Raw genomic sequence first — 16490 nt, 5'->3', positions numbered from 1 at the left:
TGCCAATGGTAGAAACAGCAGCGCATAAGCGATCAGCAGCAACGCCGATGTCTGGTACAGCGCCGGCACATAGTGCAGGGCGAAATACACCAGCGTCAGCGCAATCACGAGTCCTGGGAGTGCATGCAACAGGTACGGCAAGCGCTCGGCCCAGATCGCCAATTGGCCTTTGTAGCGCACCACCAACAAGCCCACCGGCACCGCCAGCACCAGGCACAGCGCGGCGCCACCCAGCGAAAGCGCAAGGGATGACAGCAGCGCCTCGCTGATCGCCGCCACCGGAAACGCTGCCGACGAACCTACCGCCAGCCAGTACACCAGCATCCCCAGTGGAATGCCGCTGCCGATGATCGCCAGTGCCAGACAGTAAATCTGCCCAACAGCCGCCCAGGGTCCCAACTGCACCTGTTCCGCCTGCCGCGCCGCGCCCTGGCCGGTGCGCACGTGCCGACCCTTGCCACGGGCTCGCAGCTCAAGCCACAAGAGCATCAGGCACAGCGCGAGCAGCACGGCGGAAAGCATCGCCGCATTGGCATTGCTGAATTCCAGTTCGAATTGCTGATAGATCGCCGTGGTGAACGTCTGCAAGCCAATAATCGACAGCGCGCCGAACTCAACGAGCATGTGCAATGCGATCAGCAGCGAACCGGCGAGCAGCGACGGCCACAGCAGTGGCAGGGTGATCCTGAAAAACACGCCCCAGCGATTCTGCCCGAGCGTGCGTGCGGACTCTTCAAGCGACGGATCGAGATTGCGCAGGGTCGCCGCCACCGGCAGAAAAATCAGCGGGTACTTGGACAGGGTCATCACCAGAATCGCCCCGCCCAAACCCTCGAAGTGCGCGCTCAGCGAGACCCAGGTAAAGCTGCTGACAAACGCCGGCACCGCAAACGGCAAGCACAGGATCACGCCCCACAATCGTCGGCCTGGCAGATTGCTGCGTTCCAGCAGCCAGGCCAGCGACAAACCGATCACGCCACAAGCGACCGTTACGCCGACCATCAGCTCCAGGGTGTTGCGCAGCAAGCCAAACACGTAGGGCCGCCACAGCAAATGCAATGCCTGGGCCCAGCCGGCTTGCCAGGTCTTGAGCCCGACATACACCAGCGGCAACACGCTGAGCAGTACCAACAGCAAAACCGGCAGCAGTAGCCAGATCGACGGCCGCTTGCGCCGTGGCACGTAGCTTCCGCGCATGGCTGGGGCAGAGGGCGGTGCGCTCATCAGTTCAAGCCAACGTCGCGTTCCAGGTCCAGGGCTTCTTCGGCGTTGCCGAGGTCGGCTGGCGTGACTTTCGGTGCTTCAAGCTCGCTGAACGGCTTGAGGCCTCGGTCCGACTCCATGCCTTTGTGCAGCGGGTATTCGGCGGTGGTCTGGGTGATCACGCGCTGACCTTCTTCGCTGGCCATGTAGGCGAGGAATTGCTGGGCTTCCTTTGGGTGTTTGCTGGACTTCAGCACGGCTGCACTGGAAACGGTGATCAGCCCGCCGACGTCGCCGCCAGTGAAGTAATGCAGTTTCGAATCGAGCTGGCCTTTTTCGCGTTGCAGGGCGAACCAGTAGTAGTTGTTCACCAGCACGGTCGCGACTTCGCCGTTCTCCACGGCTTTCAAGGCGACCATGTTGTTGCTGTAGGTCTTGCCGAATGCGCGCAAGCCGGTCAGCCATTCTTCGGCTGCATCCATGCCGTGCACTTTGATGATTGCCACGGCCTGTTCCTGGAACGCGCCGCTGGTGGGCACGAAGCCAACCTTGCCTTGCCATTTCGGGTCGGAGAATTCCATCACCGATTTGGGCAGGTCTTTTTCATCGATCAGTTTGGGATTGAACGCAACCACGCGGACTCGCGCGGTGATGCCGATCCAGGTGCCATTGCCGGCGACGTAGTCTTTTGGCAGAACGGCGAGGGTGGCGGCATCGGTTTGCGCCAGTAGGCCTTGCTCGCCGAGTTTGTTCAGCGGTGGCGATTCTTCGGTGTAGATCACGTCGGCCGGGGAGCGATCGCCTTCTTCGACGATCTGGCTGGCAAGCTGGTTGCTGCTGCCTTTGCGCACATTGACGTGGATGCCGGTCTTGGCTTCGAAAGCTTTGGCGACGGCGTCGCCGACTTCCTTGTGTTGACCGTTGTAGAGTGTCAGGGAAACTGGATCAGCAGCCTGGGTGAGGGGGGTAGCGAGTGCCAGGCCGAGCAGGGTGATGGTCAGGCCGCGGCGCAGGGTATTTCGAAACGTCATTCGCAGGGTTCCTCACTGTCGCATTGCAAAAACTTGAAACAATGATAAACGATATTGTTTCTCAAGTGCGCCTTGCGGAGGGTGCCTGACTCCTGTAGGAGCGAGCCTGCTCGCGATGGACGTGAACGATGACGGCGGCGCCTGTGAGTTCATCACGAGCAGGGGGGGGGTGTGATTTTTCGAATGCCGGAAACGCAAAAACCCGCTTTCGCGGGTTTTTGTGAAATTCCAGAGCAAGCTCTGAAATTTGAATTGGTGCCCAGAAGAAGACTCGAACTTCCACGACCGTAAGGTCACCAGCACCTGAAGCTGGCGTGTCTACCAATTTCACCATCTGGGCATAATCTTCAGCGTTGCCGCTGTTGATGTGGCGCACTATACGGAGAGCAGTTTGATCTGTAAACCCCTGATTTGGTTTTAATAAATCAGAACCGTAGAATGCAAAAAACCCGCTTTCGCGGGTTTTTGTGCGAGCCTTGAAATTGATCTAATCTCAAGCTCTGAATTGGTGCCCAGAAGAAGACTCGAACTTCCACGACCTTGCGGTCACCAGCACCTGAAGCTGGCGTGTCTACCAATTTCACCATCTGGGCAGTATCGGCAACGTCTCCGTCGTCGATGGCGCGCACTATACGGAGCGTCTTTTTAACTGTAAACCCCCAGCGTCAAAAAAACCTGGAAAATTTTACCAGCGGCATTTAAATCAGCTTTGCGCTGTCGATAAAGGGCTTTAGATGGGCTCTCGTAGCCTGAAATTTCCCGTTTCATTACGCCTATGCCAAACTAACCCGCATATAGACAAGGTGAAAACTCTCTAATGGCCGATTGGCAGTCCCTCGATCCCGAGGCCGCTCGTGAAGCGGAAAAATATGAAAACCCTATTCCTAGCCGCGAACTGATCCTTCAGCACCTTGCTGATCGGGGTTCGCCTGCTAACCGCGAGCAACTGGTCGAAGAGTTTGGTCTGATCACAGAAGACCAGATCGAAGCCCTGCGCCGCCGCCTGCGCGCCATGGAGCGCGACGCTCAACTCATCTATACCCGTCGTGGCACGTATGCGCCGGTGGACAAGCTCGACCTGATCCTGGGCCGCATCAGCGGTCACCGTGACGGCTTCGGCTTCCTGGTCCCGGACGACGGCAGTGACGACCTGTTCATGAGCCCGGCGCAAATGCGTCTGGTGTTCGATGGCGACCGTGCCCTGGCCCGTGTTTCCGGTCTGGACCGTCGCGGTCGTCGCGAAGGCATGATCGTCGAAGTGGTGTCCCGCGCTCACGAAACCATCGTCGGCCGTTACTTCGAAGAGGGCGGTATCGGCTTCGTGGTGGCGGACAATCCGAAGATCCAGCAAGAAGTGCTGGTTACGCCGGGGCGCAATGCCAACGCCAAAGTCGGTCAGTTCGTCGAAGTGAAGATCACTCACTGGCCGACGCCACGCTTCCAGCCGCAAGGCGACGTGGTCGAAGTCGTGGGCAACTACATGGCGCCGGGCATGGAAATCGATGTCGCCCTGCGCACCTACGATATTCCGCACGTCTGGCCTGAAGCGGTCTTGAAAGAAGCCGCCAAGCTCAAGCCGGAAGTCGAAGAGAAAGACAAAGAGAAGCGCATCGACCTGCGCCATCTGCCGTTCGTGACCATCGACGGTGAAGATGCGCGCGACTTCGATGACGCGGTCTACTGCGAAGCCAAACCGGGCAAGCTGCGCCTGTTCTCCGGTGGCTGGAAGTTGTACGTGGCGATTGCCGACGTTTCCAGCTACGTGAAAATCGGTTCCGCGCTGGACAACGAATCCCAGGTTCGCGGCAACTCCGTTTACTTCCCGGAGCGCGTAGTGCCGATGCTGCCTGAGCAGCTGTCCAACGGCCTGTGCTCGCTGAATCCACATGTCGATCGTCTGGCCATGGTCTGCGAGATGACTATCTCCAAATCCGGCGAGATGACCGACTACTGCTTCTACGAAGCAGTGATTCACTCCCATGCCCGTCTGACCTATAACAAGGTCAGCACCATGCTGGAGACGCCGAAAGTTACCGAAGCGCGCCAGCTTCGCGGCGAATACACCGACGTTCTGCCACACCTCAAGCAGCTGTATTCGCTGTACAAGGTGCTGCTGGCGGCCCGTCATGTGCGTGGCGCGATCGATTTCGAAACGCAGGAAACCCGGATCATCTTCGGTTCCGAGCGCAAGATTGCCGAAATCCGTCCGACCGTGCGTAACGATGCACACAAGCTGATCGAGGAATGCATGCTGGCGGCCAACGTGGCCACTGCCGAATTCCTGAAGAAGCACGAAATTCCTGCGCTGTATCGCGTCCACGATGGTCCGCCACCGGAGCGTCTGGAAAAACTGCGCGCCTTCCTTGGTGAGCTCGGCCTGTCCCTGCACAAAGGCAAGGACGGCCCGTCGCCGAAGGATTACCAGGCCTTGCTGGCAAGCATCAAGGACCGTCCGGATTTCCACCTGATCCAGACCGTCATGCTGCGTTCGCTGAGTCAGGCGGTGTACAGCGCTGATAACCAGGGCCACTTCGGCCTGAATTACGAAGCCTATACCCACTTCACATCGCCGATCCGCCGCTACCCGGACTTGCTCACGCATCGGGCGATCCGCAGCGTCATTCATTCGAAAATGGACACCCCGCACGTTCGCCGTGCCGGCGCGATGACCATTCCGAAGGCGCGCATCTATCCGTACGACGAAGCCGCGCTGGAGCAACTCGGCGAGCAGTGCTCGATGAGCGAGCGCCGTGCCGACGAAGCGACCCGCGACGTGGTGAACTGGCTCAAGTGCGAGTTCATGAAAGACCGCGTGGGCGAGTCGTTCCCGGGTGTGATCACCGCCGTGACCGGTTTTGGTCTGTTCGTCGAGCTGACCGATATCTATGTCGAAGGCCTGGTGCACGTCACCGCGCTGCCGGGCGATTACTACCACTTCGACCCTGTGCATCACCGCCTCGCCGGTGAGCGCACCGGTCGCAGCTTCCGCCTTGGCGACACCGTTGAAGTGCGCGTAATGCGCGTCGACCTCGACGAGCGCAAGATCGACTTCGAGATGGCTGAAAAAACCATCAGCGCACCGATCGGCCGCAAAAAACGCGGGACTGAAACCGCTGCACCTGCTGGCAAGACCGCAGCAGAGCCGGCACCGGCAAAAACCGGTCGTCGTCCTGCCAAGGAAAAAGCAGTCGAAGCCTATCGCCCAAGCGATGCGGCAGCGAAAAATGCTGAGCTGCGCAAAAGCCGTGAAATGAAGCAGGCGTTGCTGTCTGAAGCGAAAAGCGGTGGTAAAGCGGCGTCTGGGGGAAAGACCGGACGGTCGGCGCCTGACAAGGCTCCCGGCAGCAAGCCGAGCAAACACCGTAAAGGCCCGCCGAAAGCGGGCTCGGCCCCAGCCAAAAGCGGCGGGGCGCGTAAACCTAAGGCCAAGTCATGAGTCAGTTGGAAAAAATCTACGGCGTGCATGCAGTAGAAGCATTGCTGCGTCACCACCCGAAACGCGTCAAGCAGATCTGGCTGGCGGAAGGCCGCAGTGATCCGCGGGTTCAGACGCTGATCGCGCTCGCGGCCGAAAACCGCGTGGCCGTCGGCAATGCCGAACGTCGCGAGCTGGATGCCTGGGTTGAAGGCGTGCACCAGGGCGTGGTGGCGGACGTGAGTCCGAGCCAGGTCTGGGGCGAAGCAATGCTCGACGAGCTGCTCGATCGCACCGATGGTGCACCGCTGTTGCTGGTGCTCGACGGCGTGACCGATCCGCACAACCTTGGCGCTTGCCTGCGTTCGGCCGATGCGGCCGGTGCGCTGGCGGTGATCGTGCCGAAAGACAAGTCGGCCACGCTGACTCCAACGGTGCGAAAGGTTGCGTGTGGCGCGGCGGAAGTGATTCCGTTGGTCGCCGTAACCAACCTGGCGCGTACCCTGGAAAAACTCAAGCAGCGCGGCTTGTGGGTTGTCGGTACGGCGGGCGAAGCCGAGCAGAGCCTGTATCAGCAAGACATGACCGGGCCGACCATCCTGATCATGGGCGCGGAAGGCAGCGGCATGCGTCGCCTGACCCGCGATCTTTGCGACTACCTGGTGCACCTGCCGATGGCCGGCAGCGTCAGCAGTCTCAATGTGTCCGTGGCCACCGGTGTCTGCCTGTTCGAGGCCCAGCGCCAGCGCAGCGTAAAAGCCGCCACTGGCAAGAAGCCCTGACACTCCCTTGTAGGAGCCGGCTTGCTGGCGATCCAAGCGCCACGGTACTTCTGAAGCACCGCGTTGCCTGAATCGCCAGCAAGCCGGCTCCTACAGAGGCGGGGTTGTTGGTGGTTGTTCAAATAATCACCAATTGCCTTGCACCTCTTCTGTCCCTTCTCTACAATTGCGCCCCTTGCTGTGACGGCAGGCACGCATGTGTCTATCGCAAGCAAGTCCATAAGTGTCATTCACTCCTTGTCTGACCGCTTTTGAGCGGCAGGCTACAACCCGTAAGGAGCATTCATGCGTCATTACGAAATCATCTTTTTGGTCCACCCGGATCAAAGCGAGCAAGTCGGCGGCATGGTTGAGCGTTACACCAAGCTGATCGAAGAAGACGGCGGCAAAATCCACCGTCTGGAAGATTGGGGCCGTCGTCAACTGGCCTACGCAATCAACAATGTTCACAAGGCTCACTACGTGATGCTGAACGTTGAGTGCACTGGCAAGGCCCTGGCCGAGCTGGAAGACAACTTCCGCTACAACGATGCAGTGATCCGTAACCTGGTCATCCGTCGCGAAGAAGCCGTTACCGGCCAATCCGAGATGCTCAAGGCTGAAGAAAACCGCAGTGAGCGCCGTGAGCGTCGCGACCGTCCTGAGCACTCCGACGCCGAAGGCGTTGATGGTGATGACAGCGACAACAGCGATAACGCTGACGAGTAATCCACGGACCTTTTGAGGAGCCTATTACATGGCACGTTTCTTCCGTCGTCGTAAATTCTGCCGCTTCACCGCTGAAGACGTGAAAGAGATCGATTACAAAGATCTCAACACTCTGAAAGCCTACGTATCCGAGACCGGCAAAATCGTTCCAAGCCGCATCACCGGTACCAAAGCTCGTTATCAGCGTCAGCTGGCCACCGCTATCAAGCGCGCCCGCTTCCTGGCCCTGCTGGCCTACACCGACAGCCACGGCCGCTGAGACCGGGCAGTCGACACGTAGCAAAGGATTGAATGCATGCGTGCCATAGCTGAGTTCATCATGCGCGGCCGTATGCAGGCCACTCTCGTAGTGGCTGGATGCGCAACATTGCCGTTGTTGTATTGGTTGGGTGCTGCCGCCGGATGCCTTGTGCTCCTGCGGCGCGGATTGAAGGACGCCCTTGGCGTACTTGCTCTGGGACTGCTGCCGGCGTTGATCTGGTGGCTTTACTCCGATGACCCACGGGCACTTCTGGTGCTGCTGGGGTCTTCGAGCCTTGCGTTGGTTTTGCGCGCAAGCGAGTCCTGGAACCGCGTGCTGCTGGTCAGCATAGCGATGGGAGTGGTGTTTGCAGTGGTGCTGGGGACAGTTTTTGCTCCCCAAATCGAGATGCTGGCGCAGGCCTTGATAAAGGTCATGCCGTCGCTACTCGGTGATGTCTACCAGAAGTTGTCGGTAGACGAGCAAGCGCATTTTGCGTCCCTGATTGCACCGGTCCTGACTGGCCTGATTGCGGCCTTGTTGCAAATCGTCAGTGTGCTGAGCCTGATTGTCGGGCGCTACTGGCAGGCGTTGTTGTACAACCCGGGTGGTTTTGGTCGCGAATTTCGCGCCATCCGATTCCCGCTGGGGCTGGCGATGTTACTGCTGGCGTTCATGCTTCTGGGGCCGAACATCGGTCCGCAGATGGCCATGTTGACGCCGTTGTGCAGTGTACCGCTGGTGTTCGCCGGGCTGGCCCTGATTCACGGGCTGGTGGCGCAAAAGCGACTGGCCAGATTCTGGCTGGTGGGGTTGTACGTCACGCTGTTGCTGTTCATGCAGCTGATCTATCCGTTGCTGGTGGTCCTGGCCATCGTCGACAGCCTGATTGATTTTCGCGGTCGTTCGACGCCGAAAGACGTCGATAGCGCGAACGGTGAAGGTTAAAAGTTAAGAGGATTTTCACATGCAACTGATCCTTCTGGAAAAAGTCACCAACCTGGGCAACCTGGGTGACAAAGTAAACGTTAAGGCTGGTTACGGTCGTAACTACCTGCTGCCTTACGGCAAAGCTACCGCCGCGACCCCAGCCAACCTGGCTGCGTTCGAAGAGCGTCGCGCTGAGCTGGAAAAAGCCGCAGCAGACCGTAAAACTTCGGCTGAAAGCCGTGCCGCCCAACTGGCTGAGCTGGAAGTGACTATCACTGCCACCGCTGGTGACGAAGGCAAGCTGTTCGGTTCGATCGGTACTCACGACATCGCTGATGCACTGACCGCCTCTGGCGTTGAAGTTGCAAAAAGCGAAGTTCGTCTGCCGAACGGCACCATCCGCAACGTAGGCGAATTCGACGTAGCCGTGCACCTGCACGCCGAAGTTGAAGCCACCGTACGCGTTGTCGTGGTAGCAGCTTAAGCAGCACTTGTCGGCTGGCACCCTCGGGTGCTTGCCGGTAACATCGGGCACGATCCTGTTTACAGGTCGTGCCCTTTGTCTTTCTGCAGTTCCTGATTTTCACAACTATTCAAGTGGCCATGAACGATATCTCCGCTCCCGAGCAATACGATCTGCAAACCGCTTCCCTGAAGGTGCCGCCGCATTCCATCGAGGCCGAACAGGCCGTGCTCGGTGGTTTGATGCTGGACAACAACGCCTGGGAGCGCGTGCTCGATCAAGTCTCCGACGGCGATTTCTATCGACATGACCACCGCCTGATTTTCCGCGCGATCGCCAAACTCGCCGACCAGAACTCCCCGATCGACGTCGTGACCCTTGCCGAGCAATTGGACAAGGAAGGTCAGACCTCGCAGGTCGGTGGCCTCGGTTACCTCGGTGAACTGGCGAAAAACACGCCGTCCGTCGCCAACATCAAGGCGTATGCGCAGATCGTTCGCGCGCGAGCGACGTTGCGGCAGTTGATCGGCATCGCCACCGAGATTGCCGACAGCGCCTTCAACCCGGAAGGTCGCACGGCTGAAGAGATTCTCGACGAAGCCGAGCGGCAGATCTTCCAGATCGCCGAGGCCCGGCCTAAAACCGGCGGCCCGGTGAGCGTGAATGACCTGCTGACCAAGGCCATCGACCGCATCGACACCTTGTTCAACACCGATAACGCCATCACTGGCTTGTCCACCGGTTACACCGACCTCGACGAGAAGACCAGCGGCCTGCAGCCGGCCGACTTGATCATCGTCGCTGGCCGTCCGTCGATGGGTAAAACCACCTTTGCGATGAACCTGGTGGAAAACGCCGTGTTGCGCAGCGACAAGTGCGTACTGGTTTACTCGCTCGAGATGCCAGGCGAATCGCTGATCATGCGTATGTTGTCGTCCCTCGGCCGTATCGACCAGACCAAGGTCCGTGCCGGTCGCCTGGACGACGACGATTGGCCGCGCCTGACATCGGCGGTCAACCTGCTCAACGACCGCAAGCTGTTCATCGACGATACGGCGGGCATCAGCCCGTCGGAAATGCGCGCGCGGACCCGGCGTCTGGTGCGTGAGCACGGCGATGTCGCCCTGATCATGATCGACTACCTGCAATTGATGCAGATTCCGGGTTCCGGTGGTGACAACCGGACCAACGAGATTTCCGAGATCTCGCGTTCCTTGAAGGCCCTGGCCAAGGAATTCAATTGCCCGGTGGTGGCGCTGTCCCAGCTCAACCGCTCCCTGGAGCAACGACCGAACAAACGGCCGATCAACTCCGACCTCCGGGAATCCGGAGCGATCGAGCAGGATGCCGACGTCATCATGTTCGTGTACCGGGATGAGGTTTATCACCCGGAAACCGAACACAAAGGCATCGCCGAAATCATTATCGGCAAGCAGCGGAACGGCCCGATCGGCACGTCGCGACTGGCGTTCATCGGTAAGTACACCCGCTTCGAAAACCTGGCGCCGGGTAGCTACAACTTCGACGACGAGTAAGTTATTTGTTGTTTTTTTGGGCCTCATCGCCGGCAAGCCGGCTCCTACAATGATTGTGTAGGAGCCGGCTTGCCGGCGATGGGGCCTGATAATTTCCGACCATAACCGTCGGAATTGGTCATTTTTTGTGCTATATTCCGCGCCCGCGATTTTTCATCTCAACACCGGTCATCGTCATGCAAACAGCCAAGCCGTTATTTGACTATCCCAAGTACTGGGCCGAATGCTTCGGTCCAGCGCCATTCCTGCCAATGAGCAGGGAGGAGATGGATCAGCTCGGCTGGGATTCATGCGACATCATCATCGTCACCGGTGATGCCTACGTTGACCATCCGTCGTTCGGCATGGCGATCATCGGCCGGCTGCTGGAGTCCCAGGGCTTCCGCGTCGGGATCATTGCCCAGCCGAACTGGCAGTCCAAAGACGACTTCATGAAGCTCGGCGAGCCGAACCTGTTCTTCGGTGTCGCGGCCGGCAACATGGACTCGATGATCAACCGCTATACCGCCGACAAGAAGATCCGCTCCGACGACGCCTACACCCCCGGTGGCCTGGCGGGCAAACGTCCGGATCGCGCGAGCCTGGTTTACAGCCAGCGCTGCAAGGAAGCCTACAAGAACGTGCCGATCGTACTCGGCGGCATCGAAGCGTCCCTGCGCCGCATCGCCCACTACGACTACTGGCAGGACCGGGTGCGCAACTCGATCCTGATCGACGCCTGTGCCGACATCCTGCTCTACGGCAACGCCGAGCGTGCGATTGTCGAAGTTGCCCAGCGCCTGTCCTACGGTCACAAGATCGAAGACATTACCGATGTGCGCGGCACCGCGTTCATCCGTCGCGATACGCCGAAAGACTGGTACGAAGTCGACTCCACGCGCATCGACCGTCCGGGCAAGATCGACAAGATCATCAACCCGTACGTGAACACCCAAGACACCCAGGCCTGCGCCATCGAGCAGGAAAAGGGGCCGGTTGAAGACCCGAGCGAAGCCAAAGTCGTACAGATTCTGGCCAGCCCGAAAATGACCCGCGACAAAACGGTTATCCGTCTGCCGTCGGTCGAGAAGGTTCGTGGCGATGCGGTACTTTACGCTCACGCCAACCGCGTGCTTCACCTGGAAACCAACCCGGGTAACGCCCGCGCGCTGGTGCAGAAGCACGGCGAAGTCGACGTCTGGTTCAACCCGCCGCCGATTCCGATGACCACCGAAGAAATGGACTACGTGTTCGGCATGCCTTACGCACGTATTCCGCACCCGGCGTACGGCAAGGAAAAAATCCCTGCCTACGACATGATCCGCTTCTCGGTGAACATCATGCGTGGCTGCTTCGGCGGCTGCACCTTCTGCTCGATCACCGAGCACGAAGGCCGGATTATCCAGAACCGTTCCGAAGAGTCGATCATTCGCGAAATCGAAGAGATCCGCGACAAGGTGCCAGGTTTCACCGGCGTCATTTCCGACCTCGGCGGCCCGACCGCGAACATGTACCGCATCGCCTGCAAGAGCCCGGAAATCGAATCCGCGTGCCGCAAGCCATCGTGCGTGTTCCCAGGCATCTGCCCGAACCTGAACACCGACCACTCGTCGTTGATCCAGCTGTATCGCAGCGCCCGTGCGTTGCCGGGTGTGAAGAAGATTTTGATCGCTTCCGGTCTGCGCTATGACCTTGCGGTCGAGTCGCCGGAATACGTCAAGGAGCTGGTGACCCACCACGTCGGTGGTTACCTGAAGATCGCCCCGGAACACACCGAGGAAGGTCCGCTCAATCAGATGATGAAACCGGGCATCGGCAGCTATGACAAGTTCAAGCGCATGTTCGAGAAGTACTCCAAGGAAGCCGGGAAAGAGCAGTACCTGATTCCGTACTTCATCGCCGCTCACCCGGGCACGACCGACGAAGACATGATGAACCTGGCCCTGTGGCTCAAGGGCAACGGCTTCCGTGCCGACCAGGTGCAGGCGTTCTACCCGTCGCCGATGGCCACCGCCACCGCGATGTACCACTCGGGCAAGAACCCGCTGCGCAAGGTCACTTACAAGAGCGACGCCGTGACCATCGTCAAGAGCGAAGAGCAGCGTCGTCTGCACAAGGCGTTCTTGCGTTATCACGACCCGAAAGGCTGGCCGATGCTGCGTGAAGCGCTGACCCGCATGGGCCGCGCCGACCTGATCGGGCCGGGCAAGAACCAGTTGATCCCGCTGCATCAGCCAGCGACCGACAGCTACCAGAGCGCCCGTCGCAAGAACTCGACGCCGGCCGGCAGTCACAAAGTCGCAGGTGAGAAGACCACCAAGATCCTGACCCAGCACACCGGTCTGCCACCACGTGCCAGCGATGGCGGTAACCCGTGGGACAAGCGTGAACAGGCCAAGGCAGCGGCATTCGCCCGCAACCAGCAGGCGGCCAAGGAGCGCAAGGATGCAGCCAAAGGCAAAGGGCCGAAGCCCGCGCGCAAGCCGGTTGTGCCGCGCTAAACCGCACTTGAGCTGAACAGAACGCCAACCTTCGGGTTGGCGTTTTTGTGTGCGGCAACCAAGCGGGCGTTTTCAGAGTCAGATAATGGGGTGTAGCTACTGGCCTCATCGCGAGCAGGCTCGCTCCCACAGGTTTTTCTTTGGATGCAGAATTTGTGAACGACAGAGATCATTGTGGGAGCGAGCCTGCTCGCGATGAGGCCACTACAGCCGCAGCCAATTCCAGCTGACAGCCCACTGGTCGCCACATTTGCGTGCAACGCCCCCAAACCAATTTCCTGCATCGCCCGATTTTGGTGCTGTACTGCCTCAAGCAACCGGAGAAAGCGCCAGCGCCACTGGATGGCATAAGTCTTGCGCGCTTTCGATAACGCTTAAGGCTCGCAGGAGGCACGCCGTGTCGATTCATGTCGCATTGCACCACGTCACGCATTACCGCTACGACCGCGCTGTCGAGCTCGGTCCGCAGATTGTTCGCCTGCGCCCGGCCGCCCACAGCCGTACGCGGATACTGTCGTATGCGCTGAAAGTCTCGCCCGAGCAGCACTTCATTAACTGGCAGCAAGACCCCCAAGGTAATTACCTGGCGCGTCTGGTGTTCCCGGAGAAAACCGAGGAACTGCGGATCGAGGTCGATCTGCTGGCGGAAATGGCCGTATTCAATCCGTTCGACTTCTTCCTCGAACCCTACGCGGAAAAAATCCCGTTTGCCTACGCCGCGGACGAGCGCAAGGAACTGGCGCCGTACCTGGAAACCCTGCCGCTGACGCCGAAATTCAAGGCCTATCTGGACGGTATCGACCGCACGCCGCTGCCCAGCGTGGATTTCCTCGTCGCGCTCAATCAGCGCCTGAGCGAGGACATCGGCTACCTGATCCGCATGGAGCCGGGCGTGCAAACGCCCGAACACACACTCGAACATGCCTCCGGTTCCTGCCGCGACTCGGCGTGGCTGCTGGTGCAACTGCTGCGTAACCTGGGTCTGGCGGCGCGTTTTGTCTCCGGTTATCTGATTCAACTGACCGCCGACGTCAAAAGCCTCGACGGCCCGTCGGGTACCGAAGTGGATTTCACCGATTTGCACGCCTGGTGCGAGGTCTATTTGCCCGGTGCCGGCTGGATCGGCCTGGACGCGACCTCAGGCCTGTTTGCCGGTGAAGGACACATTCCGTTGGCGTGTAGTCCCGATCCGGGCTCTGCGGCACCGATCAGTGGCCTGGTGGAACCGTGCGAGTGCGAATTCACCCACGAAATGTCCGTTGAGCGGATTTGGGAGGCGCCGCGCGTCACCAAGCCCTACACCGAAGATCAGTGGCTGGCGATCCAGGCGCTGGGCCGACAGATCGATGCCGACCTGCTGGAAGGCGACGTACGCCTGACCATGGGCGGCGAGCCGACCTTCGTCTCCATCGACGATCCGGACGGCGCCGAGTGGAACACCGCCGCGCTGGGGCCAGACAAGCGGCGTTTGTCCGCCGAGCTGTTCCAGCGCATGCGCAAACATTACGCACCCAAAGGTCTGGTGCATTTTGGTCAAGGCAAGTGGTACCCCGGCGAGCAACTGCCGCGCTGGTCGCTGAACTGCTACTGGCGTCGCGATGGTGTGCCGATCTGGCACAACAGCGCGCTGATTGCCGATGAGCAGGAAGACTACGGTGCCGATGGCGAACTGGCTGGGCGTTTTCTGGCGAGTGTCGCCGAACGCCTGAAAATTCCGACACGCTTTGTGTTCCCAGCCTACGAAGACAATTTCTATTACCTCTGGCGCGAAGGCACTTTGCCGCTGAATGTCAGCGCCGAAGATTCGCGTCTGGAAGAACCCTTGGAGCGTGCGCGACTGCGCAAAGTCTTCAGTCAGGGACTGGATAAAGTGATCGGCCAGGTGTTGCCATTGGCGCGCACCGCCAAGGGCGATCAGTGGCAAAGCGGTCGCTGGTACCTGCGCGACGAGCACTGCCGGTTGGTGCCGGGCGATTCGCCACTGGGTTATCGCTTGCCGCTGGGCTCGCAGCCGTGGGTGAAAGCCGCCGAGTATCCCTTTATCTATCCCAACGACCCCAATCAGGAATTCCCGGCGCTCCCGAATACTCAGCAGTTGAGCAGCCCCGCCGCCGCGGCCGAAGCGGTCGAGCGTGATCTGGAAATCGACGAATCCGCCGATTGGCTGACACGCACCGCGTTCTGCGCCGAGGCGCGGGAGGGGCGGTTGTACTTGTTCATGCCGCCGCTGGAGCGGGTCGAGGATTATCTGGAGCTGGTCACTGCAATCGAGGCCACGGCTGAGGAACTGCATTGTCCGGTGCTGCTGGAAGGCTATGAGCCGCCAAGCGATCCGCGCCTGAGTAACTTCCGCATTACCCCGGACCCAGGCGTGATCGAGGTCAACGTGCAGCCGTCCGCCACCTGGGATGAACTGGTCGAACGCACCGAGTTTCTCTACGAAGAAGCGCGCCAGACGCGGCTGACCACTGAAAAATTCATGATCGACGGCCGACACACCGGCACCGGCGGCGGTAACCATTTCGTACTGGGCGGCGCGACACCGGCTGACTCACCGTTCCTGCGCCGTCCCGATTTACTGCGCAGCCTGATCAGTTACTGGCATAACCACCCGTCGTTGTCCTACCTGTTTTCCGGATTGTTCATCGGCCCGACGTCCCAGGCGCCGCGCGTCGATGAAGCGCGAAACGATGCGTTGTACGAGCTGGAAATCGCCTTCGCCCAGATGCCTGAACCCGGCGAGGAATGCGCGCCGTGGCTGGTCGACCGGCTGCTGCGCAATCTGCTGATCGACGTGACCGGTAACACGCATCGCGCCGAGTTTTGCATCGACAAGCTTTATTCGCCCGATGGCGCAACGGGGCGCCTTGGCTTGCTGGAGTTGCGCGCTTTTGAAATGCCGCCCCATGCGCGCATGAGCCTGGCTCAGCAGTTGTTGCTGCGAGCGCTGGTTGCGCGGTTCTGGCGCGAGCCTTATGCGCCGCCGAAACTGGCGCGCTGGGGCACGGAATTGCACGACCGGTTCCTGTTGCCACACTTTATCGAGCAGGATTTCGCTGATGTGATCGTCGACCTCAATGCCGCGGGTTATCCGGTGCGGGCCGAGTGGTTTGCCGCGCATCTGGAGTTTCGCTTTCCCAAGGTCGGCGATTACGCCGTCAGCGGCATCGAACTGGAAGTGCGTCAGGCGCTGGAGCCTTGGCATGTACTGGGCGAGGAGGGCGCGGTCGGCGGCACGGTGCGCTACGTGGATTCATCCCTGGAGCGCTTGCAGGTGAAGCTCACCGGCCTGGCACCGCAGCGCTATTTGCTGACCTGCAACGGCGTTCCGGTGCCTTTGCAGCCGACCGGCCGGGTTGGCGAATTCGTCGCAGGCGTGCGCTTTCGTGCCTGGCAACCGGCCAACTGTCTGCAACCGACGATCCCGGTCCATGCGCCGCTGGTGTTCGACCTGCTCGACACTTGGATGCAGCGTTCGCTGGGGGGGTGTCAGTACCACGTCGCCCATCCGGGCGGGCGCAACTATGACAGCTTGCCGGTGAACGCCAATGAAGCCGAGAGTCGGAGGATGGCGCGTTTCTTCCGCATCGGACACAGCCCGGGGAAACTTCCTATACCAATTCTGGAAATAAACGACGAGCTGCCGATGACTCTCGATTTGCGACGTTTCTAAACCGTACGCGACGCTCGGATTTTTCGTAT

11 protein-coding genes and 2 tRNA genes are annotated in these 16490 nt (G+C 59.9%); 9 read left to right on the top strand and 4 right to left on the bottom strand.

The features are described from left to right. The 4 genes from KGA97_RS16160 to KGA97_RS16145 all read right to left on the bottom strand — a co-directional run. Positions 1-1224 (bottom strand): ABC transporter permease (locus tag KGA97_RS16160; protein ID WP_223481085.1); only part of this gene is annotated, 1224 nt, incomplete at its 3' end. Then, on the bottom strand, positions 1224-2234 hold the full coding sequence (locus KGA97_RS16155) for an iron ABC transporter substrate-binding protein (RefSeq protein WP_223481084.1): 1011 nt from the start codon (positions 2232-2234) through the stop codon (positions 1224-1226). The genes KGA97_RS16155 and KGA97_RS16160, both read right to left, overlap by 1 nt. A 253-nt stretch (positions 2235-2487) precedes the next feature. After that, positions 2488-2574 (bottom strand) — tRNA-Leu (locus tag KGA97_RS16150). Between the two features lie 166 nt (positions 2575-2740). Next, positions 2741-2827: transfer RNA gene (locus KGA97_RS16145), tRNA-Leu, on the bottom strand. Between the two features lie 224 nt (positions 2828-3051). On the opposite strand from KGA97_RS16145, the gene rnr reads away from it, so the two are divergent. The 9 genes from rnr (at position 3052) to KGA97_RS16100 (ending at position 16461) form a co-directional block, all read left to right on the top strand. Further along, complete coding sequence (gene rnr, locus KGA97_RS16140) at positions 3052-5670, top strand: ribonuclease R (RefSeq protein ID WP_207284728.1); 2619 nt, start codon at positions 3052-3054, stop codon at positions 5668-5670. After that, the gene (gene rlmB / locus KGA97_RS16135) at positions 5667-6431 is read left to right on the top strand and encodes a 23S rRNA (guanosine(2251)-2'-O)-methyltransferase RlmB (RefSeq protein WP_192226930.1); all 765 of its coding nucleotides are present in this window, start codon (positions 5667-5669) and stop codon (positions 6429-6431) included. The genes rnr and rlmB overlap by 4 nt, the downstream gene beginning before the upstream one ends. Before the next feature lie 285 nt (positions 6432-6716). Then, positions 6717-7139, top strand: coding sequence for a 30S ribosomal protein S6 (gene rpsF, locus KGA97_RS16130; protein WP_008035342.1), 423 nt, complete (start codon positions 6717-6719; stop codon positions 7137-7139). Between the two features lie 28 nt (positions 7140-7167). Further along, on the top strand, positions 7168-7398 hold the full coding sequence (rpsR, locus tag KGA97_RS16125; RefSeq protein ID WP_002551829.1) for a 30S ribosomal protein S18: 231 nt from the start codon (positions 7168-7170) through the stop codon (positions 7396-7398). A gap of 36 nt (positions 7399-7434) precedes the next feature. Beyond that, entirely contained in the window at positions 7435-8328 is an 894-nt protein-coding gene (locus tag KGA97_RS16120; RefSeq protein WP_008035345.1) for a hypothetical protein, read from the top strand. 19 nt (positions 8329-8347) lie between these two features. Beyond that, positions 8348-8794, top strand: a complete 447-nt coding sequence (gene rplI / locus KGA97_RS16115) for a 50S ribosomal protein L9 (protein WP_008035347.1) — start codon at positions 8348-8350, stop codon at positions 8792-8794. A 119-nt stretch (positions 8795-8913) separates the two neighbouring features. Then, complete coding sequence (gene dnaB, locus KGA97_RS16110) at positions 8914-10308, top strand: replicative DNA helicase (RefSeq protein WP_008035349.1); 1395 nt, start codon at positions 8914-8916, stop codon at positions 10306-10308. A gap of 176 nt (positions 10309-10484) precedes the next feature. Next, positions 10485-12788 carry a YgiQ family radical SAM protein gene (locus KGA97_RS16105; RefSeq protein WP_008035358.1) on the top strand — a complete coding sequence of 768 codons (2304 nt, stop codon included), beginning with the start codon at positions 10485-10487 and terminating at the stop codon, positions 12786-12788. A gap of 397 nt (positions 12789-13185) precedes the next feature. Next, positions 13186-16461, top strand: coding sequence for a DUF2126 domain-containing protein (locus tag KGA97_RS16100; protein WP_223481083.1), 3276 nt, complete (start codon positions 13186-13188; stop codon positions 16459-16461). Positions 16462-16490 lie beyond the last annotated feature (29 nt).

Origin of the sequence: Pseudomonas sp. BF-B-15, assembly GCF_019946675.1 — a bacterium.
GTDB lineage: Bacteria > Pseudomonadota > Gammaproteobacteria > Pseudomonadales > Pseudomonadaceae > Aquipseudomonas > Aquipseudomonas migulae.
This window is presented reverse-complemented; position numbering and strand designations above follow the sequence as displayed.